Source organism: Pseudomonas sp. W2Jun17, assembly GCF_023127795.1.
GTDB lineage: Bacteria > Pseudomonadota > Gammaproteobacteria > Pseudomonadales > Pseudomonadaceae > Aquipseudomonas > Aquipseudomonas synxantha_A.
In genome coordinates this window covers 24,986-51,336 of the sequence record NZ_SPKO01000033.1, presented here as the reverse complement: position 1 = coordinate 51,336, position 26,351 = coordinate 24,986, and the positions used below count along the sequence as shown (strand labels likewise).

Genomic DNA, 26,351 nt, shown 5'->3' with positions numbered 1-26,351 from the left:
TGCCGCGCATTGTAGCCTCATGCCGTAGGACTGGCACCTAACCGATTTGCCGAGCAGAGCGACGGATCAGCCCGATGACCGGCAACAACCCGACCAGCACCAGGGTCAACGCCGGCAAAGAAGCCCGCGCCCATTCACCTTCACTGGTCATCTCGAAGATCCGTACCGCCAGCGTGTCCCAGCCAAACGGGCGCATCAGCAATGTCGCGGGCATTTCCTTGAGTACATCCACGAACACCAGCAGCGCCGCGCTCAAGGTGCCGGGCAACAACAACGGCAGATACACTTTGCAAAACAGTCGTGGACCGCTCACCCCAAGGCTGCGTGCAGCTTCGGGCAATGACGGGCGAATGCGCGCCAGGCTGTTTTCCAAAGGCCCGTAGGCCACTGCCAGGAACCGTACCAGGTAAGCCAGCACCAATGCCGACAGGCTGCCCAACAGCAAGGGCCTGCCCGCGCCGCCCAGCCAGCCGGACAGTGGCACCACCAGTTCGCGGTCCAGGTAGCTGAACGCCAGCATGATCGACACCGCCAGCACCGAGCCCGGCAAGGCATAACCGACATTGGCCAGGCTGATACCGGAGCGAATCGCCCGGGTCGGCGCCAGGCGGTTGGCAAAGGCCAGGATCATCGCCACGCTGACCGTAATCAGCGCGGCAATACCACCCAGGTAGAGGGTGTGGACGATCAGGCCCGTATAGCGCTCATCCAGGTCGAAGCGCCCGCGCTGCCAGAACCAGGCCACCAGTTGCAGCATCGGGATCACAAACGCACAGGCAAATACCAGGCCGCACCAGGCGCTGGCCGCCACGGCCTTGAACCCGTGCAGGTGGTACAACGCCTTGCCGCGTGGCCGCTCATTGCTCGGTCGGCTGGCCCCGCGCGCGCGCCGCTCGCCATACAGCACCAACATCACAACCAGCAGCAACAGGCTGGCCAGTTGCGCGGCGCTGGAAAGGCTGAAAAAGCCATACCAGGTTTTGTAGATAGCCGTGGTGAAGGTATCGAAATTGAACACCGAGACGGCGCCGAAATCTGCCAGGGTCTCCATCAACGCCAGGGCCACACCGGCACCAATCGCTGGTCGCGCCATCGGCAACGCCACGCGCCAGAATGCTTGCCATGGCGATTGCCCCAATACCCGCGCCGCTTCCATCAAACCCTTGCCCTGGGCCAGAAACGCAGAACGTGCCAGCAGGTAAACGTAGGGATAGAACACCAGCACCAACACGATGATCACGCCGCTGGTGGAGCGCACTCGCGGCAAGCGCAGCCCATTGCCGAACCATTCGCGCAGCAGGGTTTGCACGGGCCCTGCAAAGTCCAGCAGACCGACGAACACGAAGGCCAGCACATAAGCCGGGATCGCAAAGGGCAGCATCAGCGCCCAATCGAGCCAACGTCGCCCGGGGAATTCGCAGAGGCTGGTCAACCAGGCCAGGCTGACGCCCAGCAGCGTCACACCAATACCGACACCGAGTACCAGGGTCAGGGTGTTGCCCAGCAAGCGCGGCATCTGGGTGTCCCAGAGGTGGGACCAGATCTGGTGGTCGATGCTTTGCCAGGACAGCAGCAGTACGCTCAGCGGCAGCAGCACCAGGGCGGCGACGGTGAAGACCGGCAGGTACCAGCGGCGTTGGGCGGGGTGGGCCAAGGAAAAGCTCTCTATAGAACAGACTATTCGAAGACAAACACAAAACAATGTGGGAGGGGGCTTGCTCCCGATAGCGGAGTGCCAGTCAATGATGATTAGACTGATACCCCGCTATCGGGGGCAAGCCCCCTCCCACATTTAGATCTGTGGCAATTTACACATTCAGTTCCAGCCAGCGCGATCCATCAGGCGAATGGCTTCAGCCTGGCGCTTGCCCGCCACTTCTACCGGCAAGGTATCGGCCACGAACTTGCCCCAGCTCGCCACTTCCGCCGATGGCGGTACCGCCGGGTTGGCCGGAAATTCCTGGTTCACGTCGGCAAAGATTTTCTGCGCCTCAGGCGTGGTCATCCACTCCACCAGCGCCTTGGCTGCTTGCGGGTGCGGCGCGTGCTTGGTCAGGCCGATGCCCGACAGGTTCACATGCACGCCACGGTCGCCCTGGTTCGGCCAGAACAGTTTCACCGCCAGATCCGGCTTCTGCTTGTGCAGGCGGCCGTAGTAGTAGGTGTTGACGATACCCACGTCGCACTGTCCGGCATTGATGGCTTCCAGCACGGCGATGTCATCGGAGAACACGTCGGTGGACAGGTTGTTGACCCAGCCCTTGACGATCTCTTCGGTCTTGGCCGCGCCATGGGTTTCGATCAACGTGGCGGTCAGTGACTGGTTGTAGACTTTTTTCGCGGTGCGCAGGCACAGGCGGCCTTCCCATTGCTTGTCTGCCAGGGCTTCGTAGGTGGTCAGTTCGCCCGGTTTCACCCGCTCGGTGGAATAGGCGATAGTGCGCGCACGCAGGCTCAAGCCGGTCCAGGCGTGGGCCGATGAGCGATATTGCAACGGGATATTCTTGTCGATCACAGCGGAAGTGAACGGTTGCAGGATGCCCATTTGCTCGGCCTGCCAGAGGTTGCCGGCGTCGACGGTGAGCAGCAGATCGGCGGTGGCGTTCTCGCCCTCGGCCTTGATGCGCTGCATCAGCGGCGCTTCCTTGTCGGTGATGAACTTGACCTGCACCCCGGTCTTCTTGGTGTAGGCATCGAATACCGGCTTGATCAGCTCATCGATGCGCGAGGAGTAGACCACGACTTCGTCGGCTGCCTGCACGGTGGTGCTGCCGATCAGGGTGAGTGCCAGGGCAGTCAGGAGGCGCTTGGGTGCCAACATGGGTGCGGTCTCTCATTTGCAAATTGAGGGCAAATGATAAGGACTCACATTTGGTAACGCTCGGTGGAGGCGTTACCAGATGTTGCACAGCCCGAATATGCGCGAGGGTTGAGGGCCTCATCGGGGGCAAGCCCCCTCCCACAGGGGACTGTGTTTCAATTCAGGGTTTAGCGAGTTCTGGTAGATCGCCAGTCAAACCTAGCGCCTGGCGCACAAACACTGCCTTGGCTTCGGGCATCTGGTCGACGAATTTCAGGCCGGCATTACGCAGCCAGCGCAGCGGCAGTTGATCCGCCTGGAACAAGCGCTCAAAGCCTTCCATTGCCGCCATCAACGCCAGGTTGTGAGGCATGCGACGCCGCTCGTAACGACTCAGGACCTTAACATCTGCCAGGCGCTCGCCGCGCTCGGTGGCCGCCAACAACACCTCGGCCAATACCGCCGCATCAAGAAAGCCCAGGTTCACGCCCTGCCCCGCCAACGGGTGAATCACGTGGGCAGCATCGCCGATCAGCGCCAGGCCCTCGGCCACGTAGCGTTTGGCATGGCGCTGGCGCAACGGCACGCAAACGCGCGGGTCGGCACTGACCACAGTGCCCAGGCGGCCCTCGAAGGCGCGCTCCAGCTCCCGGCAGAAGCGTTCATCATCCAGGGCCATCAGGCGCTCGGATTCAGCCGGCGTGGTCGACCAGACAATCGAACACCAATCTTCCTGCCCATCCCGTACCAGCGGCAGGAACGCCAGCGGGCCGGTATCGGTAAAGCGTTGCCAGGCCGTGCGCTGGTGCGGCTGGCTGCTGCGCACGCTGGTGACGATCGCGTTATGCAGGTAATCCCACTCGCGGGTCGGGGTGCCGGTCAGGCGGCGTACTGCGGAGTTGGCGCCATCGGCGGCCACCACCAGCGGCGCACGCAACTTGCGCCCGTCAGCCAGGGTCAGCAGCCAGTCATCGCCGGAGCGGCGCATCTGCTCAAGGCGCGCATTGGCCAGCAGGCCGAGGTCGCAGTCGTGCAAGCGCTCCAGCAAGGCATCCTGCACCACACGGTTTTCGACGATATGCCCGAGCACCTCGGCATGCACGCTGGCTGCCGAAAAGTGAATCTGCCCGGTACCGCTGCCGTCCCACACCTGCATCTCGCCGTAAGGGCTGGCGCGACGCTCGACGATGCCGTCCCACACGCCCAGGCGTTCGAGGATGCGCTGGCTGGCAGCGGACAACGCGCTCACCCGCGGTTCAAATGCCGCATCCGGCTCGAACGGTTTGACGCTTAGCGGGCTGCCGTCGAGCAGCAGCACCTGCAAGCCGCTGCCCTGCAATGCCAGCGCCAGGGCGCTTCCGACCATTCCGGCCCCGACAATCAGCACATCTGCGCGCATGTCCATGCTTTAAGCCTTGTCTCGTGTGCGGCACAGGCCGCCAATAAAGTGATGGGCCGGCTCAAACATCGGAGCGCACCCCCAGCCCCATGGCCTGGCGGGCGAACCAGCGTTTGGCCGGCGGCAACAGATCCAGGCCGAGCAAGCCCAGGTTACGGCCCAGCGCCATTAGCGGCTGGCCGCTGCCAAACAAGCGTGTGACCTGATCGGAAAAGCCTACGGTCAGTTGTTGGTCCAGGCGCTGGCGATCCCGATAGCCTTGCAACGTCGCCAGGTCACCTGGCACTGCCGGGCCGGCCAACAAGGCTTCGGCCAAGGCATTGGCATCGCGCAGGGACAGGTTGAACCCCTGCCCGGCAATCGGGTGCAGGCTGTGGGCGGCATTGCCGAGGACCGCAAGATGCGAGCGCACTTGCTCTTCAGCTTCCACCAGGGTCAGCGGGTACAGATGACGGGCGCCCACTTGCTTGAGGGTGCCCAGGCGATAACCGAATACGCCCTGCAACTCGCTCAGGAAGCTGCGCTCGTCAAGGTCGGCCAGGCGCTGGGCGTCCATGCCGATGCGGGTCCAGACCAGCGCACAGCGGTTGTCCGGCAGCGGCAGCAAGGCCATCGGCCCCTCATCGGTAAAGCGCTCGAACGCTTCGCCATTGTGGGCTTCGCTCGGGGTGATATTGGCGATCAGTGCGCTCTGGTTGTAGGGCCGGGTCTTCACGCCAATGCCCAGTTGCTCGCGCAGGCCGGAGCGGCCGCCGTCGGCCAACACCGCGAGGTCGCATTCCAGCACGGTTTCATCGCTGAGGGTCAGGCGATAGCCATCAGGCAGCGGCTCCATGCGCGTGACTTCCGCGGGGCAGCGCCAGCCGACGACGTCTTTATCCAGGCCTTGCCATAGGCATTGGCCCAGCCAGGCGTTTTCCACCACATAGCCCAGAGCCGGTACGCCCTCTTCCATGGCGGACAAGCGCGCGGTAGAGAAACGCCCGCGGTCCGATACGTGGATCTGCTTGATCGGTTCGGCGCGGCGGGCAATGTCCTGCCACAGGCCCAGACGCTGATAAATCTGGCGGGCACCAAAGGACAGCGCCGAAGAACGCGCATCGTAACTGGGCTGGTAGCTGTCGCCCGGGGCAAAGGGTTCGATCAGCACGATCTTCCAGCCACGTGCCTTGGCCCCAGCCTGCAACGCCAGGGCCAGGCTGGCACCCACCAGGCCACCACCAATAATCGCCAGGTTGACCCGGCTCATCGGGCAGCCGCCATCAGTGCTTCGATCTCGGCAACGGTCTTGGGCACCGCGCCGGTCAGGATTTCACAGCCTTGCTTGGTCACTATCACGTCATCCTCGATGCGTACGCCAATGCCACGCCATTTCTTTGCCACGTTCTGGTTGTCCGGGGAAATATAGATGCCCGGTTCCACGGTCAAGGCCATACCGACTTCCAGCACTCGCCATTCACCGCCGACCTTGTACTCGCCCACATCATGCACATCCATGCCCAGCCAGTGGCCGGCGCGGTGCATGTAGAAAGCGCGGTAGGCTTCGCTGGCGATCAGTTCGTCAACGTCACCTTGCAGCAACCCCAACTTCACCAAGCCGGCGGTGATGACCTGCACGGTAGCCTCATGGGCCTGGTTCCAATGCTTGTTCGGTGCGATCTGCTTGAAGGCGGCTTCCTGGGAGGCCAGCACAATCTCGTAGATCGCCTTTTGCTCAGGCGAAAACTTGCCGTTGACCGGCCAGGTGCGGGTGATGTCGCTGGCGTAGCAGTCGATCTCACAACCGGCGTCGATCAGCACCAGGTCGCCATCCTTGAGCAGCGCGTCATTCTGCTGGTAATGCAGGATGCAGCTGTTGCGTCCGGCGGCGACGATGGAACCGTAGGCTGGCATTTTCGCACCGCCCTTACGGAACTCGTAATCCAGCTCGGCCTCCAGGCTGAACTCATGCAAACCCGCACGGCTGGCCTGCATCGCCCGCACATGGGCCGCGCAGGAAATGCGCGCCGCTTCGCGCATCACCCTCACCTCTGCCGCCGATTTATACAGGCGCATGTCGTGCAGCAGATGATCCAGGGCAACGAATTCGTTCGGTGGCTGGGCGCCCAGGTGCGCCTTGGAGCGGATCACGTTGATCCACTCCATCACATGCCGGTCGAATTCGGCATTGCTGCCCATGGCCGAATATACCCGGTCGCGGCCTTCGATCAGGCCGGGCAGGATGTCGTCGATATCAGTGATAGGGAATGCGTCGTCGGCGCCAAAGTCGCGGATCGCGCCTTCAGTGCCGGCGCGCAGGCCGTCCCACAGCTCGCGCTCAGCGTTGCGCTCACGGCAGAACAACACGTATTCGCCATGCTGGCGACCGGGCATCAGCACGATCACCGCTTCGGGCTCGGGAAAGCCGCTCAGGTACTGGAAGTCGCTGTCCTGGCGGTACACGTGCTCGACATCGCGGTTGCGGATGGCCACGGCGGCTGCCGGCAGGATCGCGATGCTGTTGGGTTCCATCTGCGCCATGAGCGCCTTGCGGCGACGGGTGTATTCCGCTTTGGGGATATGAATCATGGGCAGATGGGGTTCCTTTCTTAATGCAGCGAAGGCTTGGGTGCAGCAGGTTCAGCAGACTTTTTGGTCTCGGTGAACAGCAGCAACGGCGCGACGCGCAGGTATTCCATCACTTCCATGTAGTCGCCTTCGCCGTCTTCGGACTCTTCCAGGGCATCTTGCACCTGGGAGATGGCTGCCAGGTCCTGCAGCACTTCCTTGGCGTCGGTGCTCAGCTCCAGGCCACCGGCGTTCACGCCGAAACCGTGGAGGAAACCCTGGCACCACTGGCCCAGGGCAGCAGCACGCTCGGTGAGTGGGGCGTCGTCGGTCGGCAGCAGCAGAACCACGGTGACGTCGTCACCGGTCAGCTCGCCCTTGACCATCTCTTGCAGGCCGATCAGCGCGTTACGCACGTTTTCGGTCGGTTCGGTTTCCAGCAGCTCGGCCACGTCGGCCAGCCAGTTGTCGGCATCAAAGCCCACGCCGGTGCAGCTGCGGCCCAACAGCACGCCGTGCAGTTCGGCAGGCGAGCATGGGTGACCGCTGGTGCTCAGCAGTTTGGAAAAAGCGTCGTACGGGGAATTCTGAATGGGCATGGTGAGCTAGGCGCCAGACGGCGCAATGTCTAGAATGGAGCGCTGTATCCTAGCACCGGCAGACGCACCAAGACTATCGAGGGCGTCAGATCGTTTATCCTGCAGTTGCCATTCATCAGACAAATCCAGTGGAACCCAATGGAAGACACCGACCTGCAAGCGCTGATGGCCAGACTCGAACTGCTAATTGATCGGGTCGAGCAACTAAAGAGTCAAAACGGACTCCTATTAGCTCAGGAAAAGACCTGGCGCGAGGAACGCGCTCACCTCATTGAAAAAAACGAAATCGCCCGGCGTAAGGTCGAATCGATGATTTCGCGCCTGAAGGCCCTGGAGCAAGACTCATGAGTTCAAGCAATAGCGTTACCGTGCAGATCCTCGACAAAGAATATTCGATCATCTGCCCCCAGGAAGAACGCAGCAATCTGGTGAGCGCTGCGCGTTACCTGGACGGCAAGATGCGTGAAATCCGCAGCAGCGGCAAAGTGATCGGCGCCGACCGCATCGCCGTGATGGCCGCGCTGAATATCACCCACGATCTGCTGCACAAGCAGGAACGCCCTGACGTGCAGGCCAGCGGCTCGACCCGCGAGCAAGTGCGTGACCTGCTCGAGCGCGTGGATCTGGTGCTTTCCACCGATTCCGACGCACCCAAGGGCTGATTGCCGAGTCTGTTTAAGGTATACTCGCCCCACTCCCTGGCGTGTTTGCCAGTCGGCGATGTCCCTGAGCCGATTCGCACTACCCTGGAAGTTGCACGTTGGGCTGGTGTGCATGTCCGCTAGACGGAAAGCCTTAAAGCCTACTGCTTCTTCCACCTTGAACTTTCGGGTTCAAGGGCTAAGTCGACAGCGGCTCTGTCGGGGAGCCTGAATTCCCAAACTCAATGCCAGTCCCAGGACTGGCATTGTTTTATGAGCCGATAAGCCATGACCGAACCTGCGCCGCTGTCCCGTCCGCAACTTCGACGCATGTTGCGCAAGGCCCGCCGTGCCCTCACGCCGAGCGAGCAGCGCCAGGCCGCCCTTGGCCTGTACCGGCAACTGGCGCAGCACCCGCTGTTTCGCCGGGCCAAACATATTTCCTTATACCTGCCGACGGACGGCGAAATCGATCCGCGCCTGCTGCTGCGCGCGGCGCAGCGCCGTGGCAAGGCCACCTATCTGCCGGTACTGAGTGCCTGGCCGCGCACCAAGATGGTGTTCCAGCGCGTGCGGCCTGGGGATAAGTTGTCGCCCAACCGCTTTGGCATTCTTGAGCCGCGGGTCAATGTCCACCAGCAGCGCAAAGTCTGGGCGCTCGACCTGGTGCTGTTGCCGTTAGTGGGGTTCGATAGCGAAGGCGGACGCCTGGGCATGGGTGGCGGATTCTACGACCGCAGCCTGGCCTACCTGGCCAGGCGCAAAAGCTGGCGCAAGCCGACCTTGCTGGGGTTGGCCCATGAATGTCAGCAGGTAGACCGCTTGGCGCAGGCAAGTTGGGACGTGCCGCTGGCGGGCACTGTCACCGATAAGCACTGGTATGTTGCACAAACGTCGCTGGAACCAGCGACGCCTTGAAGCCTTATTAACGCTTGAATTGTTGCTGCACTGGCGAGAGTTCAACCGGTGCGTCGGCCTTGTTCGACCACAAGCTCTGGGCATACCCGGTGGTCACAACGCCCAGACCAAACAAAATAACCAAAATCCATAGTAAATCCGGTTTACGTTGCATCGATTGCCCCCCTTCAGGCACCTCGTACACGATGACAACAACGTTCCAAAGTAGTCCGTTGCAGCTGCGCCAAGCCTAAAAGCGCGCATTCTGCGGTAACGTGAACCAACACGCAAACCTTGACGCCAACCGACTGTCGGTTTGTCATGCAATTGCCCGACAACTTGCCCAATGCCTTTTTCAGGAGCCCAAAAATGGCCTACTGGCTGATGAAATCCGAGCCTGACGAATTGTCCATCGAGGACCTGGAAAAGCTCGGCGAAGCGCGCTGGGATGGGGTTCGCAACTATCAGGCGCGCAACTTTCTGCGCGCCATGGCGGTGGGCGATGAGTTTTTCTTCTATCACTCCAGCTGTCCGGAGCCAGGGATTGCCGGCATCGGCAAAATCGTCGAGGCCGCCTACCCGGATCCTACAGCGCTGGAACCGGACAGCCATTATTTCGACGCCAAGGCCAGTGCGGAGAAAAATCCGTGGAGTGCCATCACCGTGGGCCACGTCAACACCTTCCCCAAGGTGCTGGGCCTGGGCTATCTAAAGCAGCAAACCGCTCTTGCCGAAATGCCGCTGGTGCAGAAAGGTAGCCGGCTTTCGGTCATGGCGGTCACGCCTGAACAATGGACGGCCATCCTTCAGCTGCTTTAACTGACCGATATCAAGACCCTCACGGGCCAAACCCATCACACTGGACGCTAACGCCGCAGGATGCAGCCATGTCTACGAACCACCATACGTCCCGTCTGTTCGCCATCGCCCTGATCGTCCTCTTGCTGGGGGCGGGGGCCTTTGGCTACTGGCGTTCGACCCAGGACCGCCTGCCCGAGGGCTTGAGCATGGGCAATGGGCGCCTGGAGTCCACCGAAGTGCAAATCGCCGCCAAGATCCCCGGGCGCCTGGCCGAAGTGCACGTGGATGAAGGCGACAAAGTGCTCAAGGGCCAGTTGCTGGCACGCATGGACACCCGCACCCTGCAAGCCCAGCGCGCCCAGGCCGAAGCAGAGGTGTTACGCGCCAGGGAAAACTTCGCCTCTGCTGAAGCCAACGTGCAGTTGCGCCAAAGCGAGCAACTGCTGGCCAGCCAGGAACTCAAGCGCACCCAAGAGCTGTACCGGCGCGGCTTTGCCAGCAGCCAATTGATCGACCAGCAGCAAGCTCGCCAGAACACCGGCAATGCGGCGGTGATCGCGGCCCAAGCCCAAGTCAACGCAGTGAAGGCCGCGATCGGTGCGGCCCAGGCCCAAGTCGCCCAACTCACCAGCGAAATCGACGACAGCAGCCTGCGTGCGCCCATCGACGGCATCATCCAATTGCGCTTGGCCGAGCCGGGCGAAGTGCTCGGCGCGGGTGGTCGCGTGTTGCTGCTGATTGACCCCAATGACCAGTACATGAATCTCTACCTGCCCGCATCCGTCACCGGCCGCCTGACCGTCGGCAGTGAAGCGCGCATCCTGCTCGACGCCCTGCCCCAGCAAGCGCTGCCGGCCAAAATCAGTTTTGTCGCGGCCAAATCCCAGTTCACTCCCAAGGAAGTCGAAACCCGCGATGAGCGGCAAAAACTGGTGTTCCGCGTCAAATTGCGCCTGACTCAGCCCAGCGCCGTGCCACAAGCCAAACCGGGCATGCCCGGCGCGGGCTATGTACGCACGGCCGATGTCGACTGGCCGGCCAACCTGCAATGAGCGGCCTGGCGCTGCACGCCACGGGGATCAACCACCGCTACGGCAAGCAACAGGCACTGCTCGACGTTGCCTTCAGCTTGCCAGCCGGTACCCGCTGCGGGTTGATAGGTCCGGACGGCGCCGGCAAGTCGAGCCTGCTGGGTCTGATCGCCGGGGTTAAAAAGCTGCAGGAGGGCCAGTTGCAGGTGCTCGGCGGTTCCATCCAAGACCGTCGCCACCGCAATAGCCTGTACGCGCGCATTGCCTTTATGCCCCAGGGCCTGGGCGGCAATCTGTACCCCGAGCTGTCCATCAGCGAGAACATCCGTTTCTTCGCCACCTTGTTCGGCCTGTCGAAAGCCGATTGCGACCAGCGCATGCACAACCTGCTGCTCGCCACCGACCTCGCACGCTTTGCCGAGCGCCCGGCAGGCAAGCTCTCTGGCGGCATGAAACAGAAGCTCGGCTTGTGCTGCGCACTGATCCATGATCCGGACCTGTTGATCCTCGACGAACCCACCACCGGCGTCGACCCGCTGTCCCGCCGGCGTTTCTGGGAGCTGGTAGATAGCGTACGCAGTGAGCGCCCGCAACTGACACTGCTGGTGGCCACCGCCTACATGGAAGAGGCCGAGCAATTCGAGCATTGCCTGATGCTCGACCGTGGCAGGTTGATCGCCGATGGACTGAGCCGCGAACTGGCGGCGATAACGCCCAGCGGCAAGCTGGATGAGGCCTTCACCCACTTCCAGGGCGACAGTGCTCACGACAGCCAGCCGCTGGTAATTCCACCGCGCACAGGCGGCAACGCCGATATCGCCATTCAAGCCCACGACCTGACCCTGCGCTTTGGCGATTTCACCGCGGTGAACAACGTCAGCTTTGCCATTGGCCGCGGCGAGATCTTCGGCTTCCTCGGTTCCAACGGTTGCGGCAAGACCACCACCATGAAAGTGCTGACCGGGCTGATGCCGGCCACCGAGGGCAGTGCAATCCTGCTGGGCAAGCCGGTGGACGCCAAGGACCTGGCGACCCGCAAGCGCGTAGGTTTCATGTCGCAGAGCTTCTCGCTGTATGGCGAACTGAGCGTGCGCCAGAACCTGGTGCTGCATGCGCAACTGTTCGACTTGCCCAAGGCCGACAGCGGTCCGCGCATTGATGAACTGATCCAACGTTTCGACCTGGGTGAAGTGGCCGAACAGCCCTCCGGCGAGTTACCCCTTGGCCTGCGCCAGCGTTTGTCCTTGGCGGTTGCGGTGCTGCATCGCCCGGAAGTGCTGATCCTCGATGAGCCCACCTCGGGTGTCGACCCGGCGGCACGGGATGATTTCTGGCGGTTGCTGATCGAGTTGTCGCGCCAACAAGGCGTGACCATCTTCCTGTCCACCCACTTTATGAACGAAGCCCAGCGCTGCGACCGCATCTCCTTGATGCATGCCGGCAAGGTGTTGGCCTGCGACACGCCCGAGGCGCTGCAACAGCAGTTCCACGGCGATACCCTGGAGGCGGCTTTCGTCACCTGCCTGGAGCAGGCCCAGGGCGAACCCGAATCCAGCGCGCCCCGTGCAACGGTCAACGATGCCCACGCGCCGCCCGCGAGCAAACACGGCTTCAGCCTGGCGCGGTGGTTAGCCGTGGCCAGCCGCGAAGGCAAGGAGCTGCTGCGCGACAAAGTACGCATGGCCTTCGCCCTGCTCGGGGCGATGTTCATGATGGTGATCTTCGGCTACGGGATTTCCCTGGACGTGGAAAACCTCGCCTTCGCCGTCTACGACCAGGACCAGACCCCGCAAAGCCGCGCCTATCTAGAGGCATTTCGCAGTTCGCGCTATTTCGCCGAGCAAGCACCCATTCGCGACGCCAACGAATTGCACCGGCGCCTGCAACGTTCGGAAATCAAGCTGGCCCTGGAGATCCCACCCGGCTTTGGCCGTGACCTCTACGCCGGCCGCCAGCCCACCGTCGCGGCCTGGCTCGACGGCGGCATGCCGTTTCGCGCTGAAACCAGCCGCAACTACGTGGAGGCCGTGCACCAGGGCAACCTTGCGCAACTGGCTGAACTCAGTAGCTTACCCTTGAACAACCGGGCCGCCGTCAAGCTTGAAACACGCTTTCGCTACAACCAGGACGTGGTCAGCGTGAATGCCATTGGCCCTGGCGTGATGGCGCTGATCCTGGCGTTCATTCCGGCCATGCTCACCGCCCTCGGCATTGTGCGCGAGAAGGAGCTGGGGTCGATCACCAACTTCTATGCCACACCACTGACGCGCCTGGAGTTCCTGTTGGGTAAACAGGCGCCCTATCTGGTCGTCAGCCTGGTCAACCTGGCACTGCTAGTGGCGATGAACCGCTGGTTGTTCGGTGTACCGTTCAAAGGCAGCGGCCTGACCCTGGCTTTCGGTGGCCTGTTGTACGTGCTGGCGACCACGAGCATGGGTCTGCTGATCTCGGCGTTCACCCGCACCCAGATCGCGGCGATCCTCGGCACCATGATCATCACCAGCCTGCCGACCATCCAGTTTTCCGGGCTGATCGTGCCGCGTTCGTCCCTGGAAGGTGCGGCGGCGCTGATGGGCATGCTGTTTCCGGCCGGGCACTTTCTGGATATTGCGGTGGGCACCTTCACCAAGGCCCTGGACCTGCGCCAGTTGTGGCCACAATGCCTGGCCTTGTTCGGATTTTTCGTCGGTTTTACCGGGCTGAGCCTGGTGATGCTCAAGAAGCAGGAGGCCTGATGCACAAGCTCGCCCATATCCTGCGCCTGGGGCTCAAGGAACTCACCAGCCTGCGCCACGACAGCGTGTTGCTACTATTTCTGTTCTACGCCTTCACCGTGGCGATCTACATGCCCGCTGCCGGTTCAGTGATTGGCGTGCACAACGCCAGCGTGGCCTTTGTCGATGAAGATCACAGCGCGCTCTCGCGGCAAATGGCCGAGGCCCTGCAACCACCGGAATTCCAGGCGCCGGCGCCACTGGCCTACGACCAGCTGGACAGGGTCATGGACAGCGGCCAATACACCTTCGTCGTCAATGTACCGGCGAATTTCCAGGCCGACCTGCTGGCGGGGCGCCAGCCGGGGGTGCAGGTGAACGTTGATGCCACGGCGATGAGCCAGGCATTCATGGGTGCGGGTTACATCGGGCGGATTTTCCAACGCGAACTGCTGACCTACAGCAGCCAGGCCGATGCTGCCGGCAAAGCTCCGGCCCTGCTGACCACCCGGGCGTTGTTCAATACCAACCTGGAAGGTGGCTGGTTCCTGGCGGTGATCCAGATCGTCAACAACATCACCATCCTCGCCATCGTGCTGACCGGCACCGCCCTGCTGCGCGAACGCGAGCACGGCACCCTCGACCATCTGCTGGTGCTGCCCCTGACCGCGCTGGAGATCATGCTGGCAAAAATCTGGAGCAACATGCTGGTGGTGGTGTTGTGTACGTGGCTGTCCCTGGAACTGGTGGTCAAAGGCTTGCTCGGCGTGCCGCTGGCCGGGTCATTGGGCCTGTTCCTGCTGGTGACGGCCCTGTATTTATTTGCGAGTACTGCGTTGGGGATCTTCCTCGCCACTCTCGCCCGCTCGACGCCGCAGTTCGGCCTGCTGGCGATCCCGGTGATCATTCCCATGCTGTTGCTCTCTGGCGGCAGTACGCCGCTGGATAGCATGCCCGAATGGTTGCAGTGGGTGATGCAGGGCTCGCCATCGACGCATTTTGTAAGCTTGAGTGCAGCGATTCTATTCAGGGATGCGGGGTTGAGCGTGGTGTGGCCAGACTTGCTGGCCCTGACGGCGATTGGCTTGGTGTTTTTTGCGGTGGCGTTGGCGCGGTTTCGCAAGAGCCTGGCTTCCTGAGACGCCTGGCAGGACCTCGCGAATGGCGCTAAGCGCCGGCTTTACTGGATGATCAGATTGTTGAAGAGCAAATCTTCCACCATCGGCTTGCCGGTCTCGTCATTCATCACTTGCTGGGTTTGTTTCAGGGCTTCCTGACGCAGCTTTTCCTTGCCTTCGACCGTACTCATGGCCTCGCTGGTCTGCTGGGTAAACAGCGCCACCAGCTGGTTGCGGATCAACGGATCGTTGGCTTTGACCGCCGCAGCTGCTTCGGTGCCGGTCACGCGCAGGGCGATATCGGCCTTGTAAACCTTGAGCTTCGCCGTGCCATCCAGGCCATAGTTGCCTACGAATGGCGGCGTCAGGCTGATATAGCTGACCTTCGGCGCCTCGCCTTCCTTGGCCTCTTCGGCCTGGACAGCCATCGGCAACGTCAGGGCCAGCATCAACAGGATCCACGCTTTCACAGTTCATTCCTCGAATTCGTTTGCCCGGTAGCATAACGCTAGCAAGGCTGAGCACAAGCTTATGGGGGCTTATCAGGCGCGGGTATGCTCGTTGACCCACGGGCGCACCCTCCTACACTTATCGGCCACGATGCCAAAAGGAATAGTCCGATGAAAGCTGTGCTGTGCAAAGCCTTCGGCCCCGCCGAAACCCTGGTGCTGGAAGAGATCGCCAGCCCTGCGATCAAGAAGAACGAAATCCTGCTGGACGTGCACGCGGCCGGGGTGAACTTCCCGGATACCCTGATCATCGAGGGCAAGTACCAGTTCAAGCCGCCCTTTCCATTCTCACCCGGTGGCGAAGCGGCGGGCGTGGTCAGCGAGGTGGGTGAGAAAGTCAGCCACTTGAAGGTCGGTGACCGCGTAATGGCGTTGACCGGTTGGGGCAGCTTTGCCGAGCAGGTCGCGGTGCCTGGCTATAACGTGCTGCCGATTCCGCCGAGCATGGACTTCAACATCGCCGCCGCCTTCAGCATGACCTACGGCACCTCGATGCACGCGCTTAAACAGCGCGCCAACCTGCAACCCGGTGAGACCCTGCTGGTGCTAGGCGCCTCCGGCGGTGTGGGCCTGGCCGCGGTGGAAATCGGCAAGGCCATGGGCGCACGCGTGATCGCCGCCGCCAGCAGCGCCGACAAACTCGCGGTGGCCAAGACGGCCGGGGCTGATGAGTTGATCAACTACAGCGAAACCAGCCTCAAGGACGAGATCAAACGCCTCACCGGCGGCAATGGCGCGGATGTGATCTACGACCCGGTGGGCGGCGACCTGTTTGACCAGGCCGTCCGCGCCATCGCCTGGAACGGCCGCCTGCTGGTAGTGGGGTTTGCCAGCGGGCGCATTCCCGAATTGCCGGTGAACCTGGCATTGCTCAAGGGCGCGGCGGTAGTTGGGGTGTTCTGGGGCTCGTTTGCCCAGCGCCAGCCGCAGGATAACGCGGCGAATTTTCAGCAGTTGTTCACGTGGTATGCCGAGGGCAAGTTGAAGCCGTTGGTGTCGCAGGTGTATCCGCTGGAGCAGGCTGCCCAGGCGATCAATGATCTGGGGCAGCGCAAGGCAGTGGGTAAGGTCGTCGTCCAGACACGCTGATTGATCTGAAATGCGGTCCTTGTGGGAGGGGGCTTGCCCCCGATAGGAGTCGGTCAGTGAGTACATGAGTGACTGAACCACCGCTATCGGGAGCAAGCCCCCTCCCACATTTTGATCCCCAGTGCTCAAGAGAACTGATCACGACCCACACTTATCTATTAGCGACATGTTCGTAAAAGAACATGCAATTGCTCTCGTTTCCTGTGTTTGCAGATAAGAGGCGATGCTATTTTCGGTAACGAAACTGTAACATTCGCATCCGCAGTCAAAACAAGAAATTTGGAGCTCTTGAATGTTTGCTTTCTTTCGACCTGCCGCACACCAGGCGCCTCTGCCTGAAGAAAAAATAGACAGTACCTACCGACGGCTGCGCTGGCAGATCTTCGCTGGTATTTTCTTCGGTTACGCCGGCTACTACCTGCTGCGCAAAAACTTCTCCCTGGCCATGCCCTACTTGATCGACGAGGGTTACACCCGTGGTGAACTGGGCCTGGCGATGTCGGCGATTGCGATTGCCTACGGTTTATCCAAGTTCCTCATGGGGCTGGTGTCCGACCGCTCCAACCCACGTTACTTCCTGCCGTTCGGCCTGCTGGTTTCAGCGGGGGTGATGTTCATTTTCGGTTTCGCACCTTGGGCAACGTCCAGCGTGACCATGATGTTCATTTTGCTGTTCATCAACGGCTGGGCCCAGGGCATGGGGTGGCCGCCGAGTGGGCGGACAATGGTGCACTGGTGGTCGCAGAAAGAACGCGGCGGCGTGGTGTCCGTGTGGAACGTGGCGCATAACGTCGGCGGTGGCTTGATCGGCCCGCTGTTCCTGCTGGGCATGGCGTGGTTCAACGACTGGCATGCTGCCTTCTACGTGCCGGCCACCGTGGCCCTGGCGGTCGCGGCGTTTGCCTTCATCACCATGCGCGACACCCCGCAATCGGTGGGCTTGCCGCCTATCGAGAAGTACAAGAACGATTACCCGGAAGGCTACGACGCCAGCCACGAAGACGAATTCAGCGCCAAGGAAATCTTCGTCAAGTACGTGCTGCGCAACAAAATGCTGTGGTACATCGCCTTCGCCAACGTGTTCGTCTACCTGTTGCGCTACGGCGTACTGGACTGGGCGCCGACCTACTTGAAAGAAGCCAAGCACTTCACGGTCGATAAGTCGTCCTGGGCGTATTTCTTCTATGAGTGGGCCGGTATCCCAGGCACGTTGTTGTGCGGCTGGATGTCGGACAAAATCTTCCGTGGCAATCGCGGCCTGACCGGTATCGTGTTCATGGCGCTGGTCACCGTGGCGACCCTGGTTTACTGGCTCAACCCGCCGGGCAACCCGATGATCGACATGATTGCGCTGTTCTCAATCGGCTTCCTGATCTACGGCCCGGTCATGCTGATCGGCCTGCAGGCGCTGGAGCTGGCACCGAAAAAAGCCGCCGGCACTGCCGCGGGTTTCACCGGCTTGTTCGGTTACCTGGGCGGTTCGGTAGCAGCCAGTGCGGCCATGGGCTACACGGTTGACCATTTCGGCTGGGACGGTGGTTTCGTGCTGCTGATTGGTGCCTGTGTACTGGCGATCGCGTTCCTGATCCCCACGCTGTGGCACACCAACAGCGTCAGCTCGGCGCGTTAATCGGCAGAGCAATCCCTGGCACAACGCTTGAGCCGCGCCTCCAGGTTTTTATCTGGCATGGCGTGGCTACGCAGGGCGTTCACGGTCTGCTCGACATAATCGCGAGTCGTGCCGTAACGCCCGCAAGCGCTTTGCAGCACATGATTAAGCACAATATCGGGCAAGTTGCCGGCATAGCTGGGCAAGTGCCGCTCCAGAACAAACCCCAACGCCTGCACGGTGCTGCCATCTTCCAATCGGCAACTGAGCCAGTGCGGCCGGTACGAGGGGTAAGGCATCTCACGCTGCCATAGGGCGTAAAGCGAGGCCTCCAACTGGTCCTCCGGCAAGCGGTAGGCAAACCCGCTGCAGGACCCGCCGCGATCCAGCCCGAACACCAACCCCGGCAACTCCGGCGTGCCCCGATGCTCGTGGGACCACAGGTACAAGCCGCGGTGATAACCATGAACCCGTGCGCGCACCCGTTCGGTCGACGAACATTCAGGGCGCCAGATCAGCGAACCATAGGCAAACAGCCACACTGGCCCACCCTTGTGCCGGGCCATAGTGGCCTGCATCGAGCTCATTAATTGTTCGTGAGTGAGTTGCGGCCCAAGATCGAGCCGCGGAGGGTAAGCCAACTGCAAAAGATCGGTTTCAATGGCGGTCATGGCGAAAAGCGGTGCGCCTCCTGTGTGTTACCAGTTGTAAGCGACTTTACCGTAATAGAACGCGCCGCTGTAACCGTACGGCGAAAAAGTGCTGTAGGCGAGATTGCCGCCGCTGCTGGCGTAAGCATTAACCTTCTCTGGGTATTTGTCGGTAACGTTGTCGCCCCCAAGGGTAAAGGTCCAGTTCTTGAGCTTGTAGTCGGCTGACAGGTCCAGCACCCAGGCGGCTTTGAAGGTCTGGTCGTTGACCTTGTCCGCCTGATAACTGGTGAACTCACCATAGCGCACCAGGTTAGTGTGCAGCGCCCAATTACCGAAGGTGAAGTCGTTGCCCAGGCTCAGTTTGTGCTGGGGTGTGGTGTCGCCCAGCAAGCCGATACGTTCGCGACGGTCCACTCGCACCAGGTTGGCCCCCAGGCTATCGAGTACCGCCGGGTTGGCTTTCACATCGGTGACCTTGGTGTGGTTGTAGTTATAGCCCAGGGTGCTGTTCCAGCGAATGCCGTTATCGAGCTGGTATCGATAGTTGGCTACCAGATCGACGCCATCGGTGCTGGTGTCCGTGGCGTTGGTGAAGTAACGGGCCGTGGTGTAGTTGATATTGCCGACGCCATTGGCTTGCAGGTAAGCCACCGTGGCCGGGTTGAGATTGAGGTTAGACGACAGGCTGATGCGGTCGCGGATGTCGATGCGGTACACATCGAGCGTGACGGTCAGGTCATCGGCCGGCTCCAGCACCAGGCCGAGGCTGTAGTTGCGCGACTTTTCCGCCTTGAGGTCTTCGGCACCGAGCAGGCGTGCCACCTGACTGTTGGCCGGGAAGGTGCCGGCTTCCTGGATGGTGCTGCCGATCAACTGCGATGAGGTGTAGGCAAAATTCTGCTGGGCCAGGGACGGCGCACGGAAACCGTTGGAGATGCTGCCGCGCAAGGCCACCTGGGGGGTGAAGTCGTAGCGGGCCGACAGCGAGCCGCTGACGTTGGAGCCAAAGTCACTGTAATCCTCATGGCGCACGGCGGCCGAGGCGCTGAGTTTTTCGGTGAAGTTGGTTTCCAGGTCCAGGTACTGTGCCCAGTTATGGCGTGTGCTGGTGCCGGCGTCGGCATCACGGAAGCCTCCCAGGCCGGAACTGCCGGTCTGGTAATAGGACGCTGGCTCGCCCGCCTCGATTTCATAGCCCTGATGCAGGTATTCACCGCCGAACGCCACGGAGACCGGATACGGCAGAAAGCCCACATCGAACTCACGGGACAGGTCCAGGCTGACTTGCTTTTGATCGTTGCTCAGGGTGCCGTTGTTGAACTTGCGCGGCGTTGCCAGGCCCAGGGAGGTGTTGATGGTTTCGGTGCCCAGTTCGTACTGATTCTTGCCGTAGTTGGCCGACAAGTCGTAATGCCAGTCGTAGGCCAGCAGGCCGCGCAGGCCCACCACCAGCGAGGTGTCTTCCAGGTTGCCTTTGATCAGTGGCAGGTAGCCGTTGGGGTTGAGTGCGGCAATGTTATTGGAAGCGTTGCTGGCCCGGTAGAACGCCGCTGTTTCACCGCGGCGCTTGCTATAGCCACCGAAGGTGTAGAACTCGGCTGCATCGCTGAAGGAATATTCCGAGTTGAACTGGAACTTGCCTTCATTGGTGGCCGGCTCACCTTGGCGGAACACACGCTGGCCGTAGGTGGTGGAGCCAATACTGCCTGGGCGGTAATCGTCGCCGGCGCGGTTGGTGTAATCGTTGTCGGCGCCTTCGGCAGACAGGTTGATAAAGCCATTGTCGCCCAATGCCAGGCCCGTATTACCACTGACATTACGCTGGATGCCATCACCCTTTTTGTACTCACCAAACTTGCTGGACACCGAGCCGCCATGGTCGGCGTGCTTGAGGATCACGTTGATCACCCCGGCGATCGCATCGGAGCCGTAACGGGCAGAAGCGCCGTCGCGCAGCACCTCGATATGGTCCACCGCCGACAGCGGGATAGCATTCAAGTCTGCCGGGGCCGAACCGCGCCCAACCGCACCGCCCAGGTTGACGAAGGCACTGGTATGTCGACGCTTGCCGTTGACCAGTACCAACACCTGGTCCGGCGACAAACCGCGCAACTGCGCCGGACGCACCAGTTCGGCCCCGTCCACCAGGCTTGGCCGGGGGAAGTTGATCGACGGTATCAGCCGCGCCAATACGGCACCCAGCTCATCGGAGCCGGTACTGCGCAGGTTTTCACCGGAGATTACGTCGATTGGCGACAGCGATGCACTGGCGGTGCGCTCTTGGGCGCGGGTGCCGGTGACGATCACAGTGTCGAGTTTAGGTGCATCAACCGCAGAAGTTTCGTCTGCCAGAACTGGATTGAATCCCACAACGGTCAGCAAATTGGCCGACAAAATCGCCGTGTATAGCGCGTGTTTTCTGTAGCTCCCCATACCGCTCCCCTTTGAATCAAAAATAGAACTGCAATACGCGAAGTTCGTACGATCGATCCGGCTGGCGGGCGGTGGCGGTCAGTATCTGGTTATGGTCGGTGAAGTCGGTAGTCCGTTGCGATATAGCTTAAAGATATTCATCATCCAGAATAAATACCTTAAAAGAATAAGCAAAAGCATAAGCACGCTCGCCCATTCGTCAGGATCCACGCGTCTAATCCCGGTAATTTCAGCCCCGGTTCAGCCTGGGCGCGTGCCAAGCCGTCAAACTGGCGCGCCTGTAACGACCCACTTAGCCGTTCATCAAATCGACTACCGAGGTCGCCATGAAAAAATTCCGATTGCCTGGCCTGTTATTGCTTGCCCAGGCCACCACTGCACTGGCTAGCGAAACGCCAACGGCGACTGACGACAAAGGCTTCTGGTACGCCCAGACAAGCGTCTACACCCGGCACTTTGCACCCGACCCGCAACACAACAACAAACAGGACCTGATCGGCCTGGAGCGCAATGAGGCGTCGGGCCTGGTGTATGGCGGGGTGACCTTTCGCAACTCGTTCCGCCAACGCTCGTACTACGCCTATGCGGGCAAGCGCTATGACATGGCCGACTACCCGGTGTATGCGAAGTTGACCGGTGGGTTGATCCAGGGCTATCGCGGCGAGTATCGCGACAAGATCCCGTTGAATCGTTTTGGCGTAGCGCCAGTGATCATTCCGTCCGTGGGTACCCATTACGGGCCGGTCGCGGCGGAGCTGGTGTTGCTGGGGTTCAATGCAGCGATGGTGACGACTGGCTTACGCTTCTGACACGACACTGCCCCCTGTGGGAGCTGGCTTGCCTGCGATAGCGGTGCGCCAGTCGGCAAATGAGACACTGACCCACCGCTATCGCAGGCAAGCCAGCTCCCACATTATTCAGCGCAACACTTCAGGGCCGTGGGGCATAGGCAAAGACATCGGCGCGCATACGGTGCGCATCCATACCGGCATCGACCAATGCATCCAGGGTGCCGTAGATCATTGCTGGCGAACCACTGGCGTAGACATGCACGCTATTGAGGTCGGCAATGTCTTCGCACACCACAGCGTGCAGCAAACCGCAGCGCCCTTCCCAGCCACAGAGGTCGCTGACCACTTTGTGCAGGAACAGATTGGGCAGTTGCAGCCACTGATCCCAGTGCTCGATCTGGTAGAAATCTTCCGGGCGCCGTACGCCCCAGTACAGGTGCACCGGGTGCTTGAAGCCCGAAGCGCGGCAGTGCTCGATCAGACTGTGCATCTGCGCCATACCGGTACCGGCGGCCATCAGCACCAGCGGTCCGTCCGGCAACTCGGCCAGGTGGGTGTCACCGAACGGCAGTTCCACACGGGCCATCTGGTTGCGCTGCAATTGTTTGATAAGGTTGCGCGCACTGTCCTCGCGCACCAGCACATGCAGCTCCAACTCACGCCCGGCATGGGGTGCAGAAGCCAGGGAAAACGCCGACTTCTCGCCGTTCTCCCGTTCGAGCATCAAGTATTGCCCGGCGTGGTAACGCACCGCCTTACCGGCCGGGGCGCGCAGGCGCACACGCCAGACATCGCCGCCGACTTCCACGCACTCGATCAATTGGCATGACAATTTGCGCAACGGCAACTCTCCTGGCGCGAGTACGCCATCCCACAACACAATGCAGTCTTCCAGCGGCTCGGCGATGCAGGTATAGAACTCGCCATGGTCGCGCACTTCACCGGCTTGGCTTACCCGGCCCTCCACCAGCAACGCCGCACACACATGGCACACGCCATTGCGGCAGGCCTGGGGGCATTCGTACCCCAGGCGGCGTGCACCTTCGAGGATTCGTTCGCCAGGGACCAGCTCCAGTACAGCGCCGGAAGGTTGCAGGGTTACACGCATCAATCTATTCCCAATTCTTTCCAGATCGCATCGACACGCGCGGTGACGGCTTCATCCTTGACGATCACCCGGCCCCACTCGCGAGTGGTTTCACCCGGCCATTTGTGGGTGGCATCCAGGCCCATTTTCGAACCCAGGCCCGATACCGGCGAGGCAAAGTCGAGGTAGTCGATCGGCGTGTTATCGATCATCACGGTATCGCGCTTGGGGTCCATGCGCGTGGTGATGGCCCAGATCACATCGTTCCAGTCCCGCGCATTGATGTCGTCGTCGGTCACGATAACGAACTTGGTGTACATGAACTGTCGCAAAAACGACCACACACCCAACATGACGCGCTTGGCATGGCCCGGATACGACTTCTTCATGGTCACGATGGCCATGCGGTACGAACAGCCCTCGGGCGGCAGGTAGAAGTCGGTGATTTCCGGAAATTGCTTCTGCAGGATCGGTACGAACACTTCGTTGAGCGCCACTCCGAGAATCGCCGGCTCATCGGGTGGACGCCCCGTGTAGGTACTGTGGTAGATCGGTTTGACCCGATGGGTGATGCGCTCGACGGTGAACACCGGGAAGCTGTCGACTTCGTTGTAATAGCCGGTGTGGTCGCCGTAAGGGCCTTCATCGGCCATCTCAGCCGGGTGAATCACGCCCTCGAGGATAATTTCGGCGGTAGCCGGCACCTGCAAGTCGTTACCGCGGCACTTGACCAATTCGGTGCGATTACCGCGCAACAGGCCGGCGAAGGCGTATTCGGACAAGCTATCGGGCACAGGTGTCACGGCGCCGAGAATGGTCGCCGGGTCGGCCCCCAGGGCCACAGACACCGGGAACGGCTTGCCCGGGTGTTTTTCACACCACTCTCTGAAGTCGAGTGCGCCGCCACGGTGGCTCAGCCAACGCATGATCACCTTGTTGCGGCCAATGACTTGCTGACGGTAGATGCCGAGGTTCTGGCGATCCTTGTTCGGGCCTTTGGTGACAGTCAGGCCCCACGTGATCAGCGGGCCGACATCGCCCGGCCAGCACGTCTGGACCGGGAGCATGGCCAAATCGACATCATCGCCTTCGATGACCACTTCCTGGCACACCGCATCCTTGACCACCTTGGGCGCCATGGCGATGATCTTGCGGAAGATCGGCAACTTCGACCAGGCGTCCTTCAAGCCCTTGGGCGGCTCGGGCTCCTTGAGAAACGCCAGCAACTTGCCGATCTCGCGCAGCTCGCTGACCGACTCGGCACCCATGCCGAAGGCTACGCGCTCGGGCGTACCGAACAGGTTGCCCAGCACCGGGATATCAAAGCCGGTCGGGTTTTCGAACAGCAGCGCCGGGCCCTTGTTGCGCAAGGTGCGGTCGCAAATCTCAGTCATTTCCAGTACCGGAGAAATCGGCATCTGGATACGTTTCAACTCTCCGCGCTGCTCAAGTTGCTGCACGAAATCCCGAAGATCCTTGAATTTCATTAACCATGCCACCCGTAAAATAGGCGTACATCCTACCTGCTCTGAGGGCGGCTGGCAGCTTAATTGGCCGTCAAGCTGCGTGATTGCAACGAACTGAACAATGGCTCAAGGAAGGCTTCAATGTGTCGCGCCCCCACGTCTGACAGATGGTTATCGTCGGTATACAGCGCGCGGCCATTGAGTTCGACCCGGCACAAACCATCGGCGCCGCACAGCAGGGGCGCAGGGTCCAGCACCGCGACACCACTGTCGGCAGCCGCCAGTTCGTCAAACAATTGCGTGATGAACGCCTGGCGCTTCACATGCTCGGCCACGGCCAGCCCTTCACCACTCACGGGCCGGTTCATCATCGCCAACCGGCTGAGACGGTAAGGCACGATGATTTCCTGCAGCGGCACTTCCTTGACCAGCCATACCTTATGGCCGGCAGCACGCAAACCCTGGATGCGTTCGCGCAAGCCTTGGGCGAAGCGTTGCTCGGCGACGGCACGCACATACTGGCCAGTGCCGGGGTCTTTGAGCGCATGCTCCTTGTCACCCGACATTTGCCCATACACATACAGGCTCCAGCGGGCGGCCAACACCACATCGCTGAATGTCTGCTCAGCCATGGCCTTCTCGACGCGACGGTTGAAATGCGCGCAGCGGGCAATATTCTCCAGGCCATCGAGGGGAATACAGCCGGCAAAACTGGCTTCGACCAGGCTGATATCGTGACGATCAGCGCCCTCTTTGAGTGCCGGTATCAGCGCGGTAGCGTGACTGTCACCCCATACCAACGCTGAAACCGATTGGTCTTTGGGGCCGAAATGGCAGAACAAGCGTTCATCGGGCGTATCTTTGTCGGCCATGCACGCCAGCAGGTCCGGGCTCCACTTCTTGGCTTGGGCAAAGCGCAACGCCTGCTCGGACAAGCGCGAAGGCACGCCGTCAGCTTCGCGTATCGCAAGGCCAGTGAAGCCCAGCCCCAGAATGCCGACCATGGCTGACGCCAGAATCGCCTTACGCGAAGCCAGCAAACGTTTTTCCCGGAACGGCGTTTCCACGAAGCGCCAGGACAGATAGCCCAGCACCAGCGAAAGCAGCATCAGCCCCGCCAGTTCCAGCGCGCTCAAGCCATCCACCGCGGCGTAGTTGGCGTACACGAATACCGGCCAGTGCCAGAGGTACCAGGAATAAGAGATCAGCCCGATACCCACCATGATCCGCGTGCCCAACAGGCGAGCGACCCAAGTCTGTTGCTGGCCGTTGGCCCAGATCAACCCGACCACACCCAGCACAGGCAACAACGCAGTCGCGCCTGGGAACGGCGTTTTCGCGTCGTAACCCAATACAGCGATGAGGATCAATGCCAGGGAAGCCAGGCTGATTCCTTGCGCCAAGGCCGGCGAGGCGCGCCATTCACGCTTGGGCTGCACCGCCAGCATCGCACCGGCCAGTAGCTCCCAGGCCCGCAGATGCAACAGGAAGAAAGCTTTCTGTGGCTCATGCTGAACCGCCCAGACGCTCATGCCAAACGACGCCAGCAGCACCGCGAACAATGCCAGGCGCCAGTGCTTCAAACGGCTGGAAAGCAAGGTCAGCAGCAATGGGAAGAAAATATAGAACTGCTCTTCTACCGCCAATGACCAGGTATGCAGCAAGGGCTTGATGTCCGATGAGGCATCGAAATAGCCGTGCTGGCGCGAGAACAACAGGTTCGAGGTAAAGGTCACCTGATAATGCGCAGACCGCCCCAACTCTTCATAGTCCTTGGGCGCCAACAGAAACCAACCCACTGCCAGTGTCGCGGCGATCATCACAAACAGCGCGGGCAAGATACGCCGGGCACGACGAGCCCAGAAGTCGATGAAACTGAAGCGTCCAGCTTGACGCTCTCGCCAGATAATTGACGTGATTAGAAAGCCCGAGATGACGAAGAAGACGTCAACGCCAACAAAACCGCCAGTAATGCCAGGGACACCAAAGTGGAACAACACGACTGCAAGGACAGCGATGGCACGCAGGCCATCGATGTCTCTGCGGTAAGCAAGGGTGGTCATAAGAATGTGGTCAGTCTGCGACGAAAGGGATGAGCGAAGTCACGCGTCAATTTTTGTTACTTAACGGATACTTATGCCACAAAAATCGCAGAATCTCGACGCAA

General features: G+C 61.0%; 23 protein-coding genes and 1 other RNA gene. 11 read left to right on the top strand and 13 right to left on the bottom strand.

What is annotated here, in order from left to right:
- Positions 1-37 precede the first annotated feature (37 nt).
- The 6 genes from E4O98_RS20260 to E4O98_RS20235 all read right to left on the bottom strand — a co-directional run bounded on the left by E4O98_RS20260 (position 38) and on the right by E4O98_RS20235 (position 7,345).
- The gene (locus tag E4O98_RS20260) at positions 38-1,654 is read right to left on the bottom strand and encodes an iron ABC transporter permease (RefSeq protein ID WP_078822594.1); all 1,617 of its coding nucleotides are present in this window, start codon (positions 1,652-1,654) and stop codon (positions 38-40) included.
- Positions 1,655-1,816: 162 nt separating this feature from the next.
- Entirely contained in the window at positions 1,817-2,821 is a 1,005-nt protein-coding gene (locus E4O98_RS20255; RefSeq protein WP_078822595.1) for an extracellular solute-binding protein, read from the bottom strand.
- A gap of 160 nt (positions 2,822-2,981) precedes the next feature.
- Positions 2,982-4,199 (bottom strand): 2-octaprenyl-3-methyl-6-methoxy-1,4-benzoquinol hydroxylase, encoded by a 1,218-nt coding sequence (locus E4O98_RS20250; RefSeq protein ID WP_248136225.1) that lies wholly within the window; start codon positions 4,197-4,199, stop codon positions 2,982-2,984.
- Between the two features lie 61 nt (positions 4,200-4,260).
- Positions 4,261-5,448 carry a 2-octaprenyl-6-methoxyphenyl hydroxylase gene (gene ubiH, locus E4O98_RS20245; protein WP_248136106.1) on the bottom strand — a complete coding sequence of 396 codons (1,188 nt, stop codon included), beginning with the start codon at positions 5,446-5,448 and terminating at the stop codon, positions 4,261-4,263.
- On the bottom strand, positions 5,445-6,767 hold the full coding sequence (gene pepP / locus E4O98_RS20240) for a Xaa-Pro aminopeptidase (RefSeq protein ID WP_032878828.1): 1,323 nt from the start codon (positions 6,765-6,767) through the stop codon (positions 5,445-5,447). The genes ubiH and pepP overlap by 4 nt, the downstream gene beginning before the upstream one ends.
- A 20-nt stretch (positions 6,768-6,787) precedes the next feature.
- The gene (locus E4O98_RS20235) at positions 6,788-7,345 is read right to left on the bottom strand and encodes a YecA family protein (RefSeq protein WP_017739071.1); all 558 of its coding nucleotides are present in this window, start codon (positions 7,343-7,345) and stop codon (positions 6,788-6,790) included.
- 138 nt (positions 7,346-7,483) lie between these two features.
- Between E4O98_RS20235 and E4O98_RS20230 the strand changes: the two genes are divergently transcribed.
- The 4 genes from E4O98_RS20230 (at position 7,484) to E4O98_RS20215 (ending at position 8,904) form a co-directional block, all read left to right on the top strand.
- A complete protein-coding gene (locus tag E4O98_RS20230) occupies positions 7,484-7,693 on the top strand; it encodes a TIGR02449 family protein (protein WP_003177365.1) in 210 nt (69 codons plus the stop codon).
- Positions 7,690-8,007 carry a cell division protein ZapA gene (locus tag E4O98_RS20225; protein WP_005792389.1) on the top strand — a complete coding sequence of 106 codons (318 nt, stop codon included), beginning with the start codon at positions 7,690-7,692 and terminating at the stop codon, positions 8,005-8,007. The genes E4O98_RS20230 and E4O98_RS20225 overlap by 4 nt, the downstream gene beginning before the upstream one ends.
- A 30-nt stretch (positions 8,008-8,037) precedes the next feature.
- Positions 8,038-8,216, top strand: a non-coding RNA gene (ssrS, locus tag E4O98_RS20220) — 6S RNA.
- Between the two features lie 58 nt (positions 8,217-8,274).
- Positions 8,275-8,904 (top strand): 5-formyltetrahydrofolate cyclo-ligase, encoded by a 630-nt coding sequence (locus tag E4O98_RS20215; RefSeq protein WP_032878825.1) that lies wholly within the window; start codon positions 8,275-8,277, stop codon positions 8,902-8,904.
- Positions 8,905-8,911: 7 nt separating this feature from the next.
- Here the strand turns inward: E4O98_RS20215 and E4O98_RS20210 are convergent, their stop codons facing one another.
- Entirely contained in the window at positions 8,912-9,058 is a 147-nt protein-coding gene (locus E4O98_RS20210) for a hypothetical protein (protein ID WP_005792392.1), read from the bottom strand.
- Positions 9,059-9,252: 194 nt separating this feature from the next.
- Between E4O98_RS20210 and E4O98_RS20205 the strand changes: the two genes are divergently transcribed.
- The 4 genes from E4O98_RS20205 to E4O98_RS20190 all read left to right on the top strand — a co-directional run bounded on the left by E4O98_RS20205 (position 9,253) and on the right by E4O98_RS20190 (position 14,568).
- Positions 9,253-9,702 (top strand): EVE domain-containing protein, encoded by a 450-nt coding sequence (locus E4O98_RS20205; RefSeq protein ID WP_032878824.1) that lies wholly within the window; start codon positions 9,253-9,255, stop codon positions 9,700-9,702.
- Between the two features lie 68 nt (positions 9,703-9,770).
- The gene (locus E4O98_RS20200; RefSeq protein WP_032878823.1) at positions 9,771-10,736 is read left to right on the top strand and encodes a biotin/lipoyl-binding protein; all 966 of its coding nucleotides are present in this window, start codon (positions 9,771-9,773) and stop codon (positions 10,734-10,736) included.
- Positions 10,733-13,450: a ribosome-associated ATPase/putative transporter RbbA gene (rbbA, locus tag E4O98_RS20195; protein ID WP_248136104.1), complete on the top strand. Its 2,718-nt coding sequence runs from the start codon at positions 10,733-10,735 to the stop codon at positions 13,448-13,450. The genes E4O98_RS20200 and rbbA overlap by 4 nt, the downstream gene beginning before the upstream one ends.
- Positions 13,450-14,568: an ABC transporter permease gene (locus E4O98_RS20190; protein WP_032878820.1), complete on the top strand. Its 1,119-nt coding sequence runs from the start codon at positions 13,450-13,452 to the stop codon at positions 14,566-14,568. Before rbbA ends, E4O98_RS20190 begins: the two co-directional genes overlap by 1 nt.
- Positions 14,569-14,609: 41 nt before the next feature.
- Here E4O98_RS20190 and E4O98_RS20185 read toward each other — a convergent pair whose 3' ends face one another.
- Positions 14,610-15,017 (bottom strand): flagellar basal body-associated protein FliL, encoded by a 408-nt coding sequence (locus E4O98_RS20185; RefSeq protein ID WP_005792398.1) that lies wholly within the window; start codon positions 15,015-15,017, stop codon positions 14,610-14,612.
- A 150-nt stretch (positions 15,018-15,167) separates the two neighbouring features.
- Here E4O98_RS20185 and E4O98_RS20180 point away from each other — a divergent pair, with 150 nt between their 5' ends.
- Both E4O98_RS20180 and glpT read left to right on the top strand, forming a co-directional pair.
- Entirely contained in the window at positions 15,168-16,145 is a 978-nt protein-coding gene (locus E4O98_RS20180) for an NADPH:quinone oxidoreductase family protein (protein WP_248136102.1), read from the top strand.
- Between the two features lie 292 nt (positions 16,146-16,437).
- Entirely contained in the window at positions 16,438-17,775 is a 1,338-nt protein-coding gene (gene glpT, locus E4O98_RS20175; protein WP_032878817.1) for a glycerol-3-phosphate transporter, read from the top strand.
- Here glpT and E4O98_RS20170 read toward each other — a convergent pair.
- Both E4O98_RS20170 and E4O98_RS20165 read right to left on the bottom strand, forming a co-directional pair.
- The gene (locus E4O98_RS20170; protein ID WP_198707213.1) at positions 17,772-18,425 is read right to left on the bottom strand and encodes a gamma-glutamylcyclotransferase; all 654 of its coding nucleotides are present in this window, start codon (positions 18,423-18,425) and stop codon (positions 17,772-17,774) included. The two genes, glpT and E4O98_RS20170, sit on opposite strands and share 4 nt — an antisense overlap.
- 27 nt (positions 18,426-18,452) lie before the next feature.
- The gene (locus E4O98_RS20165) at positions 18,453-20,840 is read right to left on the bottom strand and encodes a TonB-dependent receptor (protein ID WP_248127926.1); all 2,388 of its coding nucleotides are present in this window, start codon (positions 20,838-20,840) and stop codon (positions 18,453-18,455) included.
- Between the two features lie 326 nt (positions 20,841-21,166).
- Here E4O98_RS20165 and E4O98_RS20160 point away from each other — a divergent pair, with 326 nt between their 5' ends.
- Positions 21,167-21,649 carry a hypothetical protein gene (locus E4O98_RS20160; RefSeq protein ID WP_005792403.1) on the top strand — a complete coding sequence of 161 codons (483 nt, stop codon included), beginning with the start codon at positions 21,167-21,169 and terminating at the stop codon, positions 21,647-21,649.
- Positions 21,650-21,770: 121 nt separating this feature from the next.
- Here E4O98_RS20160 and E4O98_RS20155 read toward each other — a convergent pair whose 3' ends face one another.
- The 3 genes from E4O98_RS20155 to E4O98_RS20145 are packed head-to-tail and all read right to left on the bottom strand — an operon-like array spanning position 21,771 to position 26,247.
- A complete protein-coding gene (locus E4O98_RS20155) occupies positions 21,771-22,739 on the bottom strand; it encodes a CDP-6-deoxy-delta-3,4-glucoseen reductase (RefSeq protein WP_248136100.1) in 969 nt (322 codons plus the stop codon).
- On the bottom strand, positions 22,739-24,205 hold the full coding sequence (gene ubiD, locus E4O98_RS20150) for a 4-hydroxy-3-polyprenylbenzoate decarboxylase (protein WP_248136099.1): 1,467 nt from the start codon (positions 24,203-24,205) through the stop codon (positions 22,739-22,741). The genes E4O98_RS20155 and ubiD overlap by 1 nt, the downstream gene beginning before the upstream one ends.
- 59 nt (positions 24,206-24,264) lie before the next feature.
- Entirely contained in the window at positions 24,265-26,247 is a 1,983-nt protein-coding gene (locus E4O98_RS20145) for an acyltransferase family protein (RefSeq protein WP_032878812.1), read from the bottom strand.
- Positions 26,248-26,351: the final 104 nt, after the last annotated feature.

Excerpts from the sequence above, each read along its gene's own strand:
- E4O98_RS20160 (WP_005792403.1), top strand. The coding sequence starts at position 21,167 with ATGAAAAAATTCCGATTGCCTGGCCTGTTATTGCTTGCCCAGGCCACC.
- E4O98_RS20200 (WP_032878823.1), top strand. The coding sequence starts at position 9,771 with ATGTCTACGAACCACCATACGTCCCGTCTGTTCGCCATCGCCCTGATC.
- E4O98_RS20145 (WP_032878812.1), bottom strand. The coding sequence starts at position 26,247 with ATGACCACCCTTGCTTACCGCAGAGACATCGATGGCCTGCGTGCCATC.
- E4O98_RS20235 (WP_017739071.1), bottom strand. The coding sequence starts at position 7,345 with ATGCCCATTCAGAATTCCCCGTACGACGCTTTTTCCAAACTGCTGAGC.
- rbbA (WP_248136104.1), top strand. The coding sequence starts at position 10,733 with ATGAGCGGCCTGGCGCTGCACGCCACGGGGATCAACCACCGCTACGGC.
- glpT (WP_032878817.1), top strand. The coding sequence starts at position 16,438 with ATGTTTGCTTTCTTTCGACCTGCCGCACACCAGGCGCCTCTGCCTGAA.
- E4O98_RS20180 (WP_248136102.1), top strand. The coding sequence starts at position 15,168 with ATGAAAGCTGTGCTGTGCAAAGCCTTCGGCCCCGCCGAAACCCTGGTG.
- E4O98_RS20190 (WP_032878820.1), top strand. The coding sequence starts at position 13,450 with ATGCACAAGCTCGCCCATATCCTGCGCCTGGGGCTCAAGGAACTCACC.
- E4O98_RS20210 (WP_005792392.1), bottom strand. The coding sequence starts at position 9,058 with ATGCAACGTAAACCGGATTTACTATGGATTTTGGTTATTTTGTTTGGT.
- E4O98_RS20165 (WP_248127926.1), bottom strand. The coding sequence starts at position 20,840 with ATGGGGAGCTACAGAAAACACGCGCTATACACGGCGATTTTGTCGGCC.
- E4O98_RS20225 (WP_005792389.1), top strand. The coding sequence starts at position 7,690 with ATGAGTTCAAGCAATAGCGTTACCGTGCAGATCCTCGACAAAGAATAT.
- E4O98_RS20170 (WP_198707213.1), bottom strand. The coding sequence starts at position 18,425 with ATGACCGCCATTGAAACCGATCTTTTGCAGTTGGCTTACCCTCCGCGG.
- pepP (WP_032878828.1), bottom strand. The coding sequence starts at position 6,767 with ATGATTCATATCCCCAAAGCGGAATACACCCGTCGCCGCAAGGCGCTC.
- E4O98_RS20205 (WP_032878824.1), top strand. The coding sequence starts at position 9,253 with ATGGCCTACTGGCTGATGAAATCCGAGCCTGACGAATTGTCCATCGAG.
- E4O98_RS20155 (WP_248136100.1), bottom strand. The coding sequence starts at position 22,739 with ATGCGTGTAACCCTGCAACCTTCCGGCGCTGTACTGGAGCTGGTCCCT.
- E4O98_RS20255 (WP_078822595.1), bottom strand. The coding sequence starts at position 2,821 with ATGTTGGCACCCAAGCGCCTCCTGACTGCCCTGGCACTCACCCTGATC.
- E4O98_RS20250 (WP_248136225.1), bottom strand. The coding sequence starts at position 4,199 with ATGCGCGCAGATGTGCTGATTGTCGGGGCCGGAATGGTCGGAAGCGCC.
- E4O98_RS20230 (WP_003177365.1), top strand. The coding sequence starts at position 7,484 with ATGGAAGACACCGACCTGCAAGCGCTGATGGCCAGACTCGAACTGCTA.
- ubiH (WP_248136106.1), bottom strand. The coding sequence starts at position 5,448 with ATGAGCCGGGTCAACCTGGCGATTATTGGTGGTGGCCTGGTGGGTGCC.
- ubiD (WP_248136099.1), bottom strand. The coding sequence starts at position 24,205 with ATGAAATTCAAGGATCTTCGGGATTTCGTGCAGCAACTTGAGCAGCGC.
- E4O98_RS20215 (WP_032878825.1), top strand. The coding sequence starts at position 8,275 with ATGACCGAACCTGCGCCGCTGTCCCGTCCGCAACTTCGACGCATGTTG.